We start from the raw sequence: 16,587 nt of genomic DNA on the forward strand, positions 1-16,587 counted from the left end.
TTAATTTTTTTCTAGTCGGTTTTTAAGAGCAGTAATAATCTCAGTATAGATAATATCACCATAATACTCATCCTCTACTCCCGCATCAATATTGGGATTGTCATTTATTTCGATAACCACAGGGCCTTTTTTAGTTTCTTTAATATCGATTCCGTATAAGCCTGCGCCCATCAGTTTAGCCGACTTCACCGCAATTCTAATTATTTCAGCAGGAACTTTTTCTATAGGTAGAGAATCTGCATTTCCATCCTGATCATATTTGTCTTTAGCATTCCAGTTGTAGATCTGCCAGTGACCTTTTGCCATATAGTATTTACTGGCGTAAAACGGTTTACCATCCAGAATTCCTATTCTCCAATCATATTCAGAATATGAAAATTCCTGGGCAATAACCAGTTCTGACTCTTTAAGCATCGCAGATGCGAGCTCATGATATTCAGATTCCGTTTTTGCTTTTTTAACACCGAAAGAGAAAGTGGAATCCGGTGATTTCAGTACAACCGGCAATCCGATCGTTTCCAGAACCTGACTCATATTGTCTTTGTGAACGATCATGGTTTGCGGCGTTGGTATTCCAGCATTTTGCAAAGCTTCAGCCATAAATACCTTGTTGCAACATTTCAATATAGCATCTGGCATATCTACAAGCGCAATGCCTTCCTGCTGTGCCTTGCGAGCAAAAGCATAGGCTTCATTATTTACTTCTGTACTCTGGCGTATAAACAGAGCATCAAATGATGAAAGCCTGGAGAGGTCTTTTGGTGAAACAATTTCAGTATAAAAACCCATTTTTTCGGCGATCTCCACAAATTTCTTCAAGGCTTTGCTATTACTTGGAGGTGCAGGATCACCATCTTTTACCAGGATTGCTAGGTCATATTCATAACTGGAAAGCTTCGGAGTATCATAACGCTTTTTGCTAAAATATTGCTCAGCAAATGCATACATACTTTCTTTATGTTCTTCGGGAATCTCAGCTTCAGAAATCGCTTTGATATTTTTAATATTCCACTTGGTCGTATAAGTGAATCGCACCCGTAATAACGGAATTTGGAAATGCCTGAAAAATGTAGCGCTTAATTCCTTGTATTTCGCAGCGACATTCTGCCCAAAATAAATACTGAGCGTAAACTCTTTGGACTTCAAGCTTTTAAAACTACGCTGAATAAGATCGTCAAATTCATCAGATACTATCCTAACCAACTTTGGTTCCCCAAGGTCCACCAGATTCCTTATGGTTGGAATAGCCGAATGTCCACGGGCTTCTGCCAGTAAAGAGACATAATATCCCTTGGACTGGTAAGAATAGTCTTTACAGAGATTAAATATTCGAACATTTTTGAGCTTTGCGAATTCAGGATTGGTAAGGTAATCCCGCGATGAGATAATTTTTGTATTCTCAGGAGAAATGGTCCAGTTTTCAGGCTGGTTTACAACAATGTATTTATTCATTCAATTAATTGGTAACTCAAATCAAATGTATATTAAAATTCAATCGTAAATAAGATTTTAAGTTATCCTTAAATATAATTATTAAATTCAGCCTGAAAATCTATGTTTATGAAATTATCAATATCAGGATTACTCCTTTTCTCTCTAGTATTTAATAGCAATGCACAAACTCAGGATTCAGAATTGATCGAGAAAGCGACCAGAATACATGAGCGTGTGATTACTATAGATACGCACAACGATATTAATATCAACAATTTCACTACTGAAAAGAACTATACGCAAGACCTGGACACCCAGGTAAATTTGCCGAAAATGCTGGCTGGTGGTCTTGATGTAAGCTGGTTAATTGTTTACACTGGGCAGGGCGAATTGAATGAGAAAGGTTATGCAAAAGCTTATGAGAATGCAATTAGCAAATTTGAAGCAATTCACAGGCTGACAGAAACTTATGCTCCTGAAGCTATAGGATTGGCCACAACTTCTGCTGAAGTACGAAAATTAGTTGCAGAAGGAAAAAAAGTCGCCATGATAGGTGTTGAAAATGCGTATCCTGTTGGTACAGATCTAAGCAGAATCAAAGAGTTTCACGATAGAGGAGCCAGATATATGTCGCTTTCTCATAACGGTCATAGTCAGTTTTCAGACTCTAATACCGGTGAGGAGAATGATGAATGGTTGCATAATGGATTGAGTGAATTAGGAGAGAAAGCTGTTCTTGAAATGAACAAATATGGAATTATGATCGATGTTTCACATCCCAGTAAAGAAGCGATCAAAGATATGTTCAGAATATCAAAAGCACCACTTGTAGCTTCACATTCTTCTGCCAGAGCACTTTGTAATCATAGTAGGAATCTGGATGACGAACTACTTGAATTGTTTCGCGAGAATGGCGGAGTCGTTCAAACGGTGGCGTTTAGTTCTTATTTGAATACTGAGAAACACAATGCTTTTTCGAAGGCAGAAACTGAAGTTTACAAAAATACTGCCGATCAATTAGGCTTAGACTATCTAGAAAGAGACAGCGTTCGAAAACTTGATGATGCAGCGAAACAGAACTATTATAAAGATTTGAAGAAAATAAGAATAGCCGCTAAGACTGCATTAAATAACTTGAACGAAACTTCAACTCCTGTAGCCGTAGTAGATTTCGTGGATCATATCGACTACCTCGTGAAAAAAATTGGTATTGATCATGTTGGAATTAGCTCAGACTTTGATGGAGGCGGTGGAATTTATGGTTGGGATGATGCCAGTGAAACGTTTAATGTAACGATTGAGCTTGTTCGAAGAGGATATTCTGAACAGGAAATTGCTAAACTTTGGGGTGAAAATCTACTAAGAGTACTCGATGAAGTTCAGGAGGTAAGCAAGAATTTGCAGGGATAAATTATTTAAACTTTATTTCCCTGATATTTGCGGGCACTCCTACTCTTTCATTAGAAATAAAAATTCTACCATCTTTGGAAAATGCAATCCCTTCTGGTTGCTCGAATTCTGCTGGGTCCAGCAGGTGAATGGATTTTATACCGCCTTGTAGATCGGTAATTATTATCTTCTGAAATTCAGCATCCAAAACATATAGATCACCGGTTGATGGATGAATAGCAAGATCTGATGGTCTTAATAGTTTTCTGGGATTATGAGTCTTTAAACGTTCAAACTTAGGATCTTCGTAGTCAATCATTAGAACTGGTTCTTTCTGCAGTTTTCTGGTTTCCGGATCATATTCATATACACCTTTGTAACCACCGCTATTGTCCAGATTACGATCCTTTACTGTGATCCACAACTTACCGTCTGGAGTCGCAGTCATACCTTCTATATTGTTCCTGTATTCAAAATCGAGCTGTATACCTTCCAGTTCCTGATCTGCAACATCAAGGTCTGATATATCTATGATTCTCCCATTACTTTCAGCAACCCAGTAGACACCATCCAGGTAAGTTAAGGCCTCATAATCTCCGGAATATGAAAACTTGTGTTTTGCAATAATTTCATTTGTTTCCATATCAAAAGTAAACAGGATACCATCTTCATCCTGCACACAGATCATAAGTCCGTCTTCATTATATACCATTCCGGAAATTTCATTTAATTCTGAAGGTAATTCCCATGACTCGACTATCTCATAAGATTTCTCGACATCATTAAAATCGTAATCATTTAATTGGTAAATCGCGTAAATGATTCCGGCCAGAACAATGACCATAGTTACGATCCCAATAACCCACTTATTCATACAAAAACATTTAAGTTCTAATGTACAATTAAGCTCATCTCACTGAAAAAGTTTAACAATACTTTGAAGTACGAATAGTACCGTTAAATGTTAAAATTTGCTAATTCAGTACCTTTTATTGCATAGTACTGTAACATAACAAGTTTTGTAGCGTCTATTAAATAGAAACCATCATCTACAACATCAAAAATGGTTTAATAATCATCTAAAACTTTAATTATGAGACATTCAATCAATCACACCAAAAGAAGACAATGCTTTATGAACACTGAGGCGAACTTGCAAAGACAGGTATTTCCGAAGCGCAAAAGAGCTTAATTCAAAATTATTCATCAATCCAATAATACAATTATTATGAGACATTCCATCAATCAAACTAAATCAAGATCCTGCTTCATGAATACTGAAGCCAACGCAGAAAGATCATTGTTCTCAAAGCGTAGAAAGTATTAATCAATCATCAAAAAATTATCAATCATGACAAGTCTGGAAAGTAATTTACAGGTTTTTGGAAATGCCAGAACCGGTGGTATCACACACCGTAGGCCATTTCTAAACATCAAATCATCACACAGGTCTAAATCTAGCGATCAAAAATACACTGCATGAAAGGACCAATTTATCAATCAGTTCATCACAACGAGAGTTAAAAAAGAGGTTAATAGTTATATTAGCCTCTTTTTATTTAACAAAATTTATAAAATAAGCTTAAAATATAATTCTCTCGTGCAAACATTCGTTTATTTGCAAACTTTACTACTAAAGAATGTTAGCGAAACTAAAGAACAATCCTATTATTAGGTGGGCACTTATTATAATCTCCAGTCTTACAGGGTTTTTCCTGCTTTTCTTTGCCAGTATCTATTTTGGCCTCTTCGGAAAGATACCTACAGAATCTGAACTTTCATCCTTACAACAAAATAAAGCTACACAGGTACTCGCTTCTAATGGCGAGTTAATAGGTAAGTTCTACGTTTATGATCGCCAGCCTATAGATTTCGATCAGCTTCCCTCCCATCTTATCGAAGCCTTAATTGCGACTGAGGATGCACGTTTCTACGAGCATGATGGTATTGATAACCGCAGTTTAGGAAGGGTTTTTTTTAAATCCATTTTACTTCAGGATGATTCTGCCGGAGGTGGAAGTACGATCACTCTTCAGCTAGCCAAGAATATTTATGGTAGAAAAGATTATGGAATTCTGGGCATTGTGATCAACAAAATGCAGGAAGCTGTAATTGCTAAGCGTCTGGAAAATGTTTATAGTAAAAATGAACTTGTCCAACTTTATTTTAACACGGTGCCTTTTAGTGATAATACCTACGGAATTGAAAGTGCTTCCATGAAATTTTTCAATAAACATACTGTGGATCTCAAGCTTGAAGAAGCTGCAGTACTTGTCGGAATGCTGAAGGCCAGTCATTATTATAATCCGCGAATCTTTCCAGAAAGAAGCAGACTTCGTCGCGATGTTGTGCTTATGCAAATGGCGAAATATAACTACCTGAGTATGCCTCAAGCTCAAGAAGCGAAAATGCTCCCACTCGTTCTGGATTATCGAAGTTATAGTCATGATAAAGGCATTGCACCCTATTTTAGAGAACAGGTACGCAAAGATGTTTCAGGAATCCTTGATACTTTAAAGAATAAGGATGGAGAAAAGTATAATATTTATCGGGATGGTCTTATAGTACATACCACGCTTAATTACGAAATGCAACAGCTTGCTGAGGAGGCTATGATAGAGCATATGTCTCAATTGCAACACGATCATGAGAAATCCTACGGAAATAACGGTCCATGGAACAAAAACAAAAAGGTACTGATGGACGCTGTAAAACGCAGTTCAAGATACCAGAAGCTTTCAAAAGAAGGTCTTTCAGAAGAACAGATACTGCAACGAATGGAACAAAAACATTCTACCGATTTGTTTACTTATGATGGGATGGAAACTAAAAATGTGAGCAGTATAGATAGTATTGCACATTACCTGAAGTTTCTGAATTCCGGACTTTTGGCAGTTAGTCCTAAAAACGGTGCTGTACAGGCCTGGGTTGGAGGAGTTGATTATCGTTTCTTTAAATACGATCATGTGAGCCAAAGCAAAAGACAGGTAGGTTCTACATTTAAGCCTTTTGTTTATACCGCTGCCCTTGAAAATGGCATGGATCCATGTACCTATTTTTCAGTTCGGGAAGTTACTTATGATAAAGGCTGGACTCCCTCTAATTCTTCTTCGGAAGGAGATGATCCAAATATGAATTATAATCTGAAGACGGCACTTAGCAAGTCCATGAATACCATTGCCGTAAAAGTTTTAATGGAAACGGGAATACCAAATGTGATCAGGCAGGCCAGGGATCTTGGAATAGAATCTGATCTCCCGGCTGTTCCTTCCATTGCACTAGGAACCGCTTCGCTAAATCTGGAGGAAATGACTGGTGCTTATTCGGCTTACGCTAATGATGGGTATGCCAACAGGCCATTTTACATCAGTAGAATCGAAGATGCTGAAGGCAATGTACTGGCTTCTTTTAGGCCTAAAGTTTTAGAAAGAAAGGCTTTTTCCGAAGATACCCGGAAAATTATGGTCAATATGATGCAGGCTACTGTAGATGAAGGTACCGCAAGCCGACTTAGATACAGCTATGGATTAAAAAATGACATCGCAGGTAAAACCGGTACGACTCAGGATAATAAGGATGGTTGGTTCGTAGGAATAACGCCAGAACTAGTTTGTGTAACCTGGGTAGGATCTGACGACCACCGCATAGGTTTCAGGAATACTGGAATTGGCCAGGGAGCAAATTCGGCGCTACCAATTTTTGCCAAACTAATGCAGAAAATGAATGGTAATTCAAGTTTTAATGCTATTACGAATGCAAGATTTCAACCACTATCTTCAGAGCTGGCAAACCTGATGGAATGCCCGCCAGAAGAACGTGATAACTTTTTCGAAAGACTGTTTTCCGGTAAAAATAAAGATCGGAAAAACAGATCGGACGAGAAGACAGACGAAGAAGGGAAAAAGAAAAAAGGTTTCTTCAAAAGACTCTTCGGTCAAAAAGACGATAACTAGAATTCTTTATTAATCTGCATTCTAAGTTTTCTGGAGTAATCTTCTTCCAGCCAATCCCGGTAATTTTTAGTGCTTTTACTTATACAGTAAGAGTATTGTTTGATTCGTGAACTAATATCATCCTTTAATTCTTTAGCAAGGATCCTGGCATCGAATACATCTTCACTATTCTCCACACACATTTTAACATGCTGCTCCATAGACCATTCCAGTACCGCTTTGGACTTTAATCCTTTTTTGATTACCGTGTCGTAGGCAGCTTCAATATCAAAGGTAACATCTTCCGTTTTAGAGAACTGTGCTCTTATTTCCTCTGGCATTTGGTATTGAAAATCTCTTTCAATATCCTCATCACTTAAAAGATTTTCAAAATAGAAGTCTGGAGATCTAAAGATCTGCTTCCAATCCACCGGACTACTCCAGTTCCCAAATCTGGCCATGTTGTTACCAAGATCAATCACTGTAAATTCGCTTTTGTCTTTAAGAACTCGAGATCCACGACCAATCATCTGAAAATACAGAGTTAGTGACTTGGTAGCACGATTTAGGACAATGGTCTCTACTGTAGGCTCATCAAACCCGGTTGTAAGAATACTTACAGAAGTGACGATCGCATCTGGTGTATGCTTGAACCATTTCAAAATATCCTTTCTATCCTGTTTGCTGGTGGTATTATCGAGATGGCGGATAGGTAAACCAGCGTTTTTAAAAGTATGATAAACTTCAATGGAAGTATTTATACCGTTATTAAAGATGAGTGTTTTCTTGCCGCGAGAACGCTCATAATAAGCATTTAGGAGCTTCTCCTGCATGCTATAATTCGAATAAAGTTCTTCGGAAGATTTAACAGTATAATCACCATTCATTCCTACTTTTAAATTCGTAAGGCCAACATTGTAGCTATAAATATTAGATTTTGCTAAAAAGCCTTTTTCAATCAAAGATGTAATAGAATCACCAACGATAAGTTCGCGGTAATTATCTTTCATAGGTAGCTTGATGTTTGAACTAAGCGGTGTAGCGGTCACTCCCAGAATAAAACACTTCTCAAAAAACTTGAAGAGTTTTCTGAAACTATTATAGTGTGCTTCATCTATAATTACAAGTCCAATATCCTCGATTTTAAGCTTCTCGTCATTCAGTCGGTTGTTAAGGGTTTCCACCATGGCTACAAAACACATGTAGTCATTTTGATCTGGTAACTCCTTTACTTTGCTATTAATAATTTTATTACGCACTCCAAATCCTGAAAGCATTTTGGAAGTTTGCTTACATAATTCGATACGGTGAGTTAGTATAAGAACCTTTTTATTGGTTCTTTGAATATATTCCCTGGTCATTTGAGAGAAAATCACTGTCTTCCCTCCACCTGTAGGCAATTGATATAGAAGATTATAGTTTTCGGGATGCTCTTCAATAACCCCGAAAATTTTATCTATATCTTTCTGTTGGTAATCATATAATTGTTTGTCGACCTTCTTTTTCTCAATTCCAAATGTTTCTGACGCCATATAGTCCTTTATAGTAAGCAATTTTGCAAAAATAAACCATTTTAAGCTTTAGTCAAAAATAAATTAGACATTATAGAATCTATTTTAAGCCGTATGCTACTTATAATTATTGTAAATTAGTGATTCGCTAATCAAACTGATTTTACTGTCTCCAAAACAATCGATCAGATAATATCCCCCCGGAAAATTAACCAACTAAATTCCGAGGATTTGCACGATAAAGATTTCATTTACCAGAATAACTATTCAGTTTTACAGGAATGCGGTTTATTTACTGACGTTTCTGAAGCGCATTTTAAAGAACTTTCAGGAAGCTTCTACGTAGAAAAATGGCCAAAACAAACCTGTCTAGTACATTGTGAAAAATTCCTGTTCCATTTTTACATCATAAAAAATGGTAGAATTAAAATGTATCATGCCGACTTTGAAAGCACCAAAGAGCATACCGTTTTTTTATTGAAAAATGGCGATGTATTTGATCTTTTCTGCTTACTGGACGGAATCAAGCACAAGGCCTATTATGAATGTCTGGATCATACAGAAGTACTCGCTATTCCTATGGATAAACTGAGAAACTGGTTACAGTCTTATCCTGAGTATTATAAGAATTTTCTAAGTTATGCAGGTAGATACATGCGAATGCTGGAAGAGAATGTTTCGCAGTTAGTTTTTAGCGATATTACAACACGTTTACTGCATTTACTCCTGAAGAACATAGATAAAACATCTAATAAATTGCAAAATATTAATGATCTTCCAGATAAAGAACTTGCTTATTTAATTGGCTCCAGTCGTGCAGTGGTAAACAGACATCTACAGAAAATGAAGAAAATGGGGCTTATTAAGATATCCAGAAACAAGGTGCAGGTTGAAGATGTATCTCTCTTAATTCAACATCTGGAAAATAACAGAATAAATAAGATTTAATTTTAGATATGCTACTTAAGTGATTTTCAGCAAGGTGTAAGTGATGTAATTTTGAAAATATCAATAATCAATTATTCATCATTAAATTTTTACATCATGAAAAAGTTCATCATTATTATTTTCGTTTTTGTTTTAAGCATCGGTGCCCAGGCACAGGATGTAATTCAGCTGGATAAGACCAGAATTAATTTTAGTCCAACCGCCAACCTTATTTTTGAGGATTATCCCAACGGACTTGTAAAGGTTAAGGAGAAATTTGCAGCTCAGTTTCAATCTGATGCAGTTGCATTTACCAAAGCCAATTTCGATATCCATCGTTACCTGGATGAAGCCGATATTAAGTCTGGAGACGTGATCGTAACACTACGGAGTAAAAAAGGTTATTTAGAAGCTACCTATGACGAAAAAGGAAATCTTTTAAAGACCAGCCAGATGTTCAAAGATATCGCCTTACCAGCCCTGGTTAGAAACGAAGTTTTTGGAGAATACATGGGCTGGACCATGACCAGAAATAAGTACCAGGCTCGTGGTATTAGCGATCAACTAGACAATGAAAAATATATTGTAGTTCTTCGGAAAGGCAACGATCGCCAAAGATTAAAAATTACACCTTCCAAGAATGATTATGGTGTAGCTTCCATTGAGAAGTTCTAAGCAATACAAAGTTGTATAAGATCAGGTGCCGATCGAAACCATCGGAAAAAGGGAATATTGTTGACTATAGATCTATATGATCTTCATCACAGGTTAACCTTGATCTTATACAACTTTACTTATTTTTCAAACAGGTCTGAAGAAAGATAACGGTCGCCACGATCACAGATAATAGAAACTACTAATCCGCTTTCCAAAGATTCGCATAATCTAACTGCTGCGGCGGTAGCTCCACCACTGCTCATTCCAGCAAAAATACCTTCTTCTTCAGCAAGCCTTCTACTCATTAATCTTGCATCTTCCTCATTTACTTCCAACACCTGATCCACTTTCCTAGCATCAAATATTTTAGGCAAATAAGCTTCCGGCCATTTTCGAATGCCCGGGATTCTGGCATTATCTTCAGGTTGAACTCCTACGATCTGTATATCGGGATTTTTCTCCTTTAGAAATGTACTTGTCCCCATAATAGTTCCTGTAGTTCCCATAGAAGAGACAAAGTGTGTGACCTTCTGCTCAGTATCCCTCCAGATTTCAGGCCCTGTTGTTTTATAATGTGCCTGCCAGTTATCATCATTTCCAAACTGGTTCAGCATAAAATAATTACCGTTCTTCATCTTTTCTTCAGCATAATCCCTGGAACCTTCGATCCCAGTATCTGAACTGGTTAAGATTACTTTTGCACCATAGGCGCGCATTGTTTGTACTCTTTCAATAGTTGAATTTTCAGGCATTACCAATTCGATATCAAGGCCAAATATACCAGCGATCATCGCCAGTGCAATACCAGTATTCCCACTGGTTGCTTCGATCAATTTCGTTTTTTTATCAATAGTCCCACGATCCAATGCGCTTTTAATCATATTATAAGCTGCACGATCCTTCACACTTCCTCCTGGATTCTGGCCTTCAAGTTTGAAGTATAGTTCTACTCCGGGTTTTGAAAAAACTCTTGAAGCTTTTACCAAGGGTGTATTCCCAACTAAATCTATAACTGAATTGTTCATTATTTGTCTGCTGTATTTTTTATATTAATCTGTGGTGTATGAGAAACCATGGAATTAGCCGGAACAGATTTAGTTAGCCAAACATTCCCTCCTATCACTGAATTCTCACCAATTTCTGTTTTCCCACCTAGAATGGTCGCGTTGGCATAGATGGTCACATTATTTTTGATCGTTGGATGCCGTTTTAAATTCTGCATTGATTTACTAACTGTAAGTGCACCCAGCGTGACACCCTGATAGATCTTCACATTATCTTCTATAGTTGCAGTTTCTCCAATGACTACACCCGTGGCATGGTCTATAAAGAAGGATTTTCCAATTACTGCACCAGGATTAATATCGGTTCCTGTAAGACTATGAGCACACTCTGTCATCAATCTTGGAACTAATGGCAATCCAAATTTGTAAAATTCATGGCTAAGCCTGTAAATCGCTATTGCGAAAAACCCGGGATAACTTAAATAAACTTCTTCTACTGAATTTGCTGCAGGATCATTCTTAGAGATAGCTTCAGCATCAAGATTTAAATCTTCGAGGATTCCGGGTAGCTTGGTAAGATAATCGCTCCAAATATCCTGGCAGGGCGCACCGGGTTCCCAGCAAACTAGTTTTGCCAGAACCTCGAAGTCCTTTCCCAATTCCATCAAGTTATCTGCAACAGGAGTTTGCTTATCAAATAAAGTGTAAAAAAGCTTTTTTGTGAATGCCTCCGTCTTCTCTTTAATACTGAAATTAAGATTAGGAAGATTTTTCTGAGATTCTATTTGCTTAATTATTTCTTCCAGTTTCATAGCTTTTGTTCTAAATTCAAAAATACTTAATTGCCCGGAGAGCAATGTTGATTTAAGTCAATTGTAACTTTTTGTTTTAGCAAAAGCTATAGAATTGAGAACTATAATTAAAGTACTCTATCTGCTGCAGTTACAAATTGATAGCTATTAGTCCATTTGTGGTCGTGACTAAACCTGGCGATCTTTTGTATTCGCTTTTCGAACTCTGAGATCACTCCATATTCAGCGACATACAGGACTGCTTGCTCAAAAGATTTAAATATACTTTTCTCAAAAGCTTCAGTAATATACTCCTGTTCTTCTAAAAAGGTCTGGGCGATTTCCACATTATAGAACATAACGTCGGCCAGCGCATGAGGTTCCATTCCTAATTTCAGGTAATGTTTAATGATCTTATGTGCTACGGAACGCCTTTTCTTTGGTCGCCTGTTGTTTGGTGGAAAATACTCCTTCCCTATTTTAAATTTCGCATCCTGCACGAGTTTTTCCTCGTTAGGATTGAAAACGAAGTTGTAATATGTCTTTACATCCTCAAACCTATTATAGAGATCCATTATCTGCTCTTCAAGATCCTCTTTTGAAAGTTCCTTAATATATTTTTTAAAGGCTCTTTTGCTCATCTAATTTCGCTGTTAATTTTTCGGTATTGATCTCCAGTTTTTCTGAAATATCCAAGAGCCACTCTAGCTGACCCGTGATTAAATGTGCTTCCTGAAGGTTCAACCGTGTATCCTCATCTATCTGGGCTTTTCCCTCGCTTATTTCTCTATCCCTTTCCGTAGCCATCTCATCAAATCTGCGATGAAGTGCTTTGCCTGCTTTGGAAATTCCCTCATGTTCCTTTTGTTCCCTACTTTCATGCTCCAGTAAGCGTACAGAATTTTTCAAATTGAAAACGATGGTTTTAGTATACATTTCAAAATCTGAGGAGGCTTTGCTCGTTGGGTGGTTCCTAATATAGGATCCCATCGACGCCAAAGCAGACAGAAAAGTATGATTTAAGCCTACAATTTCGTAAATGAGACTCAGCTGCTTTTGCTGGGACTTCGGCTCCTGGGTCATTCTTTGAAATGCGCCACTCAACTCCCCCATATCCAGAAATGCTTTTTTTCGGGCCAGTCTGTAGCTAATGGGTAAATTTTCCTTTTTATGGTAATAATCATCGATCTCCTCTAAATAACCAATATTGGAATTAATAGAATTCCCAATGACATTATTCAGCTCTTTGAGTTCCCATTTAGGCCAAAGAATAAAATTCCCAAGGCCAGCGAGACCTGCACCTATCACTGTATCAAGAATTCTAAACTGTATCACGTTGAGAACTTCAGGCTGGAGCAGTGCATAAATAAAAATGATACTGAGCGTGATAAACATTGCTGCAGTGGTATAATTACGCTGAATTAAAGAAAATGCCAGCGTTAAACTTAAAATACCTAAAATGGCGTATACCGTTGTGTTTTGAGTAATAAAAACTATTCCAATTGCCATTGCTCCACCTATAAGTGTTCCAACGATCCGTTTCCTGGTCCTTTGTTTAGTGAGCCCGTAATTAGGTCGCATGATAACGACAATCGTTAGTAAAATCCAGTACGCATTCTGAACCGAGAAATAAGACCCCAGTAAATAACCTACCAGAACTACAATAGCAAGTCTCAGGGCATGACGAAAAATGGAACTGTTGAACTGAAAATTGGTACGAAGGGTTTTAAAGCTATATTCCTGTTGGGTTAAAAATTGCTGGACATCTTTGTCCTTAAAAATCCTTTTCTTTCCTTCAAGATTTCTAAGAACCCGGTCAATATTATTGATTTTTTGAGACTGCCTGACTTGGTAATCATAGAAGTTCCTTAAGACCAGCATACTTTCCCTTTTTTCTGAAATATTGATCGTGTCCCGGTACTTTAACAAACTGTTCTCAACCTTCTTTAATTCTTCGGAAAGTTTATTCTCAGGCATCGTGGAATTTTTATGGACTGAAAGCGCAATGCGGTCCAGCTGCTCTGCCATTTTCAATGAAAATTCCTTAAACACCTTTAATTCTAAAAAATCTGAATCCAGCACCTTTCGCATCTGAGGGTAATCAATAGGATTCGCCATGGCCAGCTCAAGCATATCTACAAGATCTATAAATATGAGTAGCCTTTTTCGGGTATAACCAGAACTTCCCGAGGACATCCTGAAGGTTATAAGAAGCTCCCTCAAACTTTCGTGATGCTCATTAAGTTCGGTTTGTTTTTGGAAAAGTTCTTTCTGAATATTTTCCAGATCAGATTCAGGATCAAGCAATCTAATTCTGAGTCGTAGATAATCTGCGGTTAATTCCATAGTCTCCGCGATCTGTTGCTCTGACGCTCTTTCAGGCTTTAGTAAATACCAGGCAATACTAATAAACATATAGAATATTCCGCCACCGAAGATGAGAATGGATTTTTGCCAGATCTCAATTTCCGAAGAAATATTGGCAAAACTAAGAACCACCGCAAGTAGTCCTGCAAAAGTAACCAGTGAAGCTCTAAAACCATAGACAGAAAGATATGCTATACCAAACATCATTACCAATAACATAGGTGCAACTGCCCAACTGAATTGTGCAGAATAACCTGCGATACAGAAGGATATTGCCCCAAGAAATGCCGCGGCCATGATACCCATCACCTTATGTTTAAAACTCCCGGCCACATCACTTGGAGATGAAAGTAAACTTCCCATCGCCATACTCACCCCTATTTCAAGTAGACCTAAATTGGAAAAAACCGCGATTGGGATTACGATCGCAATGGTAAGTACAATGGCTTTAGAGAAGTCGGTACTTCTAAGAAACTTAATGAGTTCATTATAATAATGCTGAAAGTTGATCTTCAAATTTGCTGGTTTGGAATAATGAAATTACGAAGTTGAGCTTAATAATCATCGCTATTTACACTCTTTTTAGGTTTTAAGTTTTAATTATGAATGCATGTTTGCCAAACGGACAGAAGCATATTAATTTGCTTCAAAATAAAAGTTATGAATAAGCAAATACTATTAAAGCAACGTCCAAAAGGTAAACCTGAAACTTCAGATTTTGAGATCAAAGATTTTGAAATTTCAGAGGATAAAGCACTAAAGCTTAAAACAAAATATATCTCTGTAGATCCTTATCTACGCGGAAGAATGCGCGATGAGGAATCTTATATTGAACCATTTCAGGTTGGAAAACCATTAGAATCTATGGTAGTTTCTGAAGTTATTTCTTCCAATTCTGAAGACTTTAAAGTCGGTGAGCATGTTATAGGAATGTTAGACTGGAAACATGAGCAGTCGCATGATGGAAAGGGTTTGAGAAAGATTGATAAGGAAATGGCTCCACTATCTGCATACCTGGGAGTTCTTGGGCTTACAGGATTGACCGCGCATCTTGCACTTGACACTATTGGAAAATTGAAGGAAGGAGAAACATTATTGGTGTCTGGTGCTGCCGGTGCTGTTGGAAGTGTTGTTGGTCAAATTGGAAAGATTAAGGGATGTCGTGTAATCGGTATCGCAGGATCTGATGAAAAGATCGATCATATTCAGAATAAATTTGGATTCGATGGTGGTATTAATTATAAAACGACCTCCAATATGAAAGAAGCGATCGCTGAGCATTGTCCAGATGGCGTTGATGTATATTTTGATAATGTTGGTGGAGAAATTCTAGACGCCACCCTTCAGAATATCAATAAGGCGGCGCGTATCATTAATTGTGGCGCTATCTCAATTTATAATGATACAGGTACACCAACAGGCCCTAGACCAGAAGGCATTCTTATAAAAAAATCTGCATTGATGCAGGGATTTCTGGTAAGAGATCATCAGGAAGAGTTCCAGAGAGCTATACAAGAACTTGCAGGATGGTTAAAGTCCGGAAAACTAAAATATGATGAAACTGTTGTAGAAGGTTTTGAAAACACTCCTCAGGCATTTATCGATCTATTCGATGGTAAGAACACTGGTAAAATGGTCGTTAAGATCTAATGATCAATTCAATGCATAAAAAAGCCCGGATACTATCCGGGCTTTTTTATTAACTATGTTCTGAGATCCTATTGTTCCTGATCTGTAGGCATGATGAAAACATCATTTACATTTGCACGCTTTGGTTGCGTTAGAGAATAATAGATCGCATCTGCAATATCCTGAGCTTCCAGAGGAGTCATTTCTTTGAAATTAGAAAGCAATCCTTCCTTAATCTCATCATCTGTAATAGAATCTGTAAGCTCTGTGTCTACGAAACCAGGTTCAATAGATGTCACATTAATTCCGAATTTAGGTGCCAGCTCCATTCTCAAACCTTCAGAAAACATTTTTACTGCAGATTTTGTTGCACAGTAAACTGCTCCACCAGGATAGATCTTATTAGCAGCACTTGATGAAATATTAATGATATTACCCGACTTCTGTTCCATCATCGTTGGTAATACCGCTGCTACTCCATTCATAACACCTTTAAGATTAACATCAATCATCTTATCCCATTCATCGGTATGTAGATTTTTTACATAAGATAATGGCATTAGACCAGCATTATTAATTAAACCATCTATACTATTAAATTCCTCTTTCGTTTTCTCAACTAATTTCTTGAAATTATCTTTGTTGGTAACATCACCGGTTACTACCAGCGCTTTTCCAGCGTTTAATCCATCTACCTTCTTTTTTAATTCATTCAGACGTTCTTCTCTTCTAGCAGTTAAAACTACATTGGCGCCTTCCTTTGTCAATTTCAATGCTGTTGCTTCACCAATTCCACTAGATGCTCCTGTAATAATGATCGTCTTTCCTTTAATACTCATAATCTCTTCTTTTAGTTTTTTTACAAATTTAACGGATAGATAGCCTGAAACCTTAAAGAATACAGGCTTTGTCATCAATTTAACCTTAACTCCTAAAGCTTGTTAAT

Annotated in this window: 14 protein-coding genes; 6 read left to right on the forward strand and 8 right to left on the reverse strand. The window is 37.3% G+C overall.

The window, feature by feature from the left end; all coding sequences use genetic code 11:
• The gene (locus T8I65_RS08395) at positions 1-1,452 is read right to left on the reverse strand and encodes a RimK family protein (protein WP_322300267.1); all 1,452 of its coding nucleotides are present in this window, start codon (positions 1,450-1,452) and stop codon (positions 1-3) included.
• 108 nt (positions 1,453-1,560) lie between these two features.
• Between T8I65_RS08395 and T8I65_RS08400 the strand changes: the two genes are divergently transcribed.
• Positions 1,561-2,844: a dipeptidase gene (locus T8I65_RS08400; RefSeq protein WP_322300268.1), complete on the forward strand. Its 1,284-nt coding sequence runs from the start codon at positions 1,561-1,563 to the stop codon at positions 2,842-2,844.
• Between the two features lies 1 nt (position 2,845).
• Here the strand turns inward: T8I65_RS08400 and T8I65_RS08405 are convergent, their stop codons facing one another.
• Positions 2,846-3,697: an SdiA-regulated domain-containing protein gene (locus T8I65_RS08405; protein WP_322300269.1), complete on the reverse strand. Its 852-nt coding sequence runs from the start codon at positions 3,695-3,697 to the stop codon at positions 2,846-2,848.
• A 477-nt stretch (positions 3,698-4,174) separates the two neighbouring features.
• Between T8I65_RS08405 and T8I65_RS08410 the strand changes: the two genes are divergently transcribed.
• Together T8I65_RS08410 and T8I65_RS08415 are read left to right on the forward strand one after the other, a co-directional pair.
• Positions 4,175-4,306 carry a hypothetical protein gene (locus tag T8I65_RS08410; RefSeq protein WP_322300270.1) on the forward strand — a complete coding sequence of 44 codons (132 nt, stop codon included), beginning with the start codon at positions 4,175-4,177 and terminating at the stop codon, positions 4,304-4,306.
• Between the two features lie 157 nt (positions 4,307-4,463).
• Positions 4,464-6,776, forward strand: coding sequence for a penicillin-binding protein 1A (locus T8I65_RS08415; RefSeq protein WP_322300271.1), 2,313 nt, complete (start codon positions 4,464-4,466; stop codon positions 6,774-6,776).
• On the opposite strand, the gene T8I65_RS08420 is transcribed toward T8I65_RS08415, so the two are convergent.
• Entirely contained in the window at positions 6,773-8,287 is a 1,515-nt protein-coding gene (locus T8I65_RS08420; protein ID WP_322300272.1) for a DEAD/DEAH box helicase, read from the reverse strand. The two genes, T8I65_RS08415 and T8I65_RS08420, sit on opposite strands and share 4 nt — an antisense overlap.
• 210 nt (positions 8,288-8,497) lie before the next feature.
• Here T8I65_RS08420 and T8I65_RS08425 point away from each other — a divergent pair, with 210 nt between their 5' ends.
• Positions 8,498-9,214, forward strand: coding sequence for a Crp/Fnr family transcriptional regulator (locus T8I65_RS08425; RefSeq protein WP_322300273.1), 717 nt, complete (start codon positions 8,498-8,500; stop codon positions 9,212-9,214).
• Positions 9,215-9,310: 96 nt separating this feature from the next.
• Positions 9,311-9,868: a hypothetical protein gene (locus T8I65_RS08430; protein WP_322300274.1), complete on the forward strand. Its 558-nt coding sequence runs from the start codon at positions 9,311-9,313 to the stop codon at positions 9,866-9,868.
• A gap of 119 nt (positions 9,869-9,987) precedes the next feature.
• Here the strand turns inward: T8I65_RS08430 and cysM are convergent, their stop codons facing one another.
• The 4 genes from cysM to T8I65_RS08450 all read right to left on the reverse strand — a co-directional run bounded on the left by cysM (position 9,988) and on the right by T8I65_RS08450 (position 14,528).
• Positions 9,988-10,875 carry a cysteine synthase CysM gene (cysM, locus tag T8I65_RS08435; protein WP_322300275.1) on the reverse strand — a complete coding sequence of 296 codons (888 nt, stop codon included), beginning with the start codon at positions 10,873-10,875 and terminating at the stop codon, positions 9,988-9,990.
• Positions 10,875-11,666: a serine O-acetyltransferase EpsC gene (gene epsC, locus T8I65_RS08440; protein WP_141877788.1), complete on the reverse strand. Its 792-nt coding sequence runs from the start codon at positions 11,664-11,666 to the stop codon at positions 10,875-10,877. Before epsC ends, cysM begins: the two co-directional genes overlap by 1 nt.
• A gap of 107 nt (positions 11,667-11,773) precedes the next feature.
• Positions 11,774-12,286, reverse strand: coding sequence for a DUF6155 family protein (locus T8I65_RS08445; protein ID WP_322300276.1), 513 nt, complete (start codon positions 12,284-12,286; stop codon positions 11,774-11,776).
• Entirely contained in the window at positions 12,267-14,528 is a 2,262-nt protein-coding gene (locus T8I65_RS08450) for an FUSC family protein (protein ID WP_322300277.1), read from the reverse strand. The genes T8I65_RS08445 and T8I65_RS08450 overlap by 20 nt, the downstream gene beginning before the upstream one ends.
• Before the next feature lie 144 nt (positions 14,529-14,672).
• Between T8I65_RS08450 and T8I65_RS08455 the strand changes: the two genes are divergently transcribed.
• Positions 14,673-15,662: an NADP-dependent oxidoreductase gene (locus T8I65_RS08455; protein ID WP_322300278.1), complete on the forward strand. Its 990-nt coding sequence runs from the start codon at positions 14,673-14,675 to the stop codon at positions 15,660-15,662.
• A gap of 68 nt (positions 15,663-15,730) precedes the next feature.
• Here T8I65_RS08455 and T8I65_RS08460 read toward each other — a convergent pair whose 3' ends face one another.
• Positions 15,731-16,480, reverse strand: coding sequence for an SDR family oxidoreductase (locus T8I65_RS08460; RefSeq protein ID WP_322300279.1), 750 nt, complete (start codon positions 16,478-16,480; stop codon positions 15,731-15,733).
• Positions 16,481-16,587: the final 107 nt, after the last annotated feature.

Origin of the sequence: Christiangramia sp. OXR-203, assembly GCF_034372165.1 — a bacterium.
Classification (GTDB): domain Bacteria; phylum Bacteroidota; class Bacteroidia; order Flavobacteriales; family Flavobacteriaceae; genus Christiangramia.

Coding starts and splice junctions, on each gene's coding strand:
- epsC (WP_141877788.1), bottom strand. CDS start 11,666: ATGAAACTGGAAGAAATAATTAAGCAAATAGAATCTCAGAAAAATCTT.
- T8I65_RS08430 (WP_322300274.1), top strand. CDS start 9,311: ATGAAAAAGTTCATCATTATTATTTTCGTTTTTGTTTTAAGCATCGGT.
- T8I65_RS08455 (WP_322300278.1), top strand. CDS start 14,673: ATGAATAAGCAAATACTATTAAAGCAACGTCCAAAAGGTAAACCTGAA.
- T8I65_RS08460 (WP_322300279.1), bottom strand. CDS start 16,480: ATGAGTATTAAAGGAAAGACGATCATTATTACAGGAGCATCTAGTGGA.
- T8I65_RS08420 (WP_322300272.1), bottom strand. CDS start 8,287: ATGGCGTCAGAAACATTTGGAATTGAGAAAAAGAAGGTCGACAAACAA.
- T8I65_RS08410 (WP_322300270.1), top strand. CDS start 4,175: ATGACAAGTCTGGAAAGTAATTTACAGGTTTTTGGAAATGCCAGAACC.
- T8I65_RS08400 (WP_322300268.1), top strand. CDS start 1,561: ATGAAATTATCAATATCAGGATTACTCCTTTTCTCTCTAGTATTTAAT.
- T8I65_RS08415 (WP_322300271.1), top strand. CDS start 4,464: ATGTTAGCGAAACTAAAGAACAATCCTATTATTAGGTGGGCACTTATT.
- T8I65_RS08405 (WP_322300269.1), bottom strand. CDS start 3,697: ATGAATAAGTGGGTTATTGGGATCGTAACTATGGTCATTGTTCTGGCC.
- T8I65_RS08445 (WP_322300276.1), bottom strand. CDS start 12,286: ATGAGCAAAAGAGCCTTTAAAAAATATATTAAGGAACTTTCAAAAGAG.
- T8I65_RS08395 (WP_322300267.1), bottom strand. CDS start 1,452: ATGAATAAATACATTGTTGTAAACCAGCCTGAAAACTGGACCATTTCT.
- cysM (WP_322300275.1), bottom strand. CDS start 10,875: ATGAACAATTCAGTTATAGATTTAGTTGGGAATACACCCTTGGTAAAA.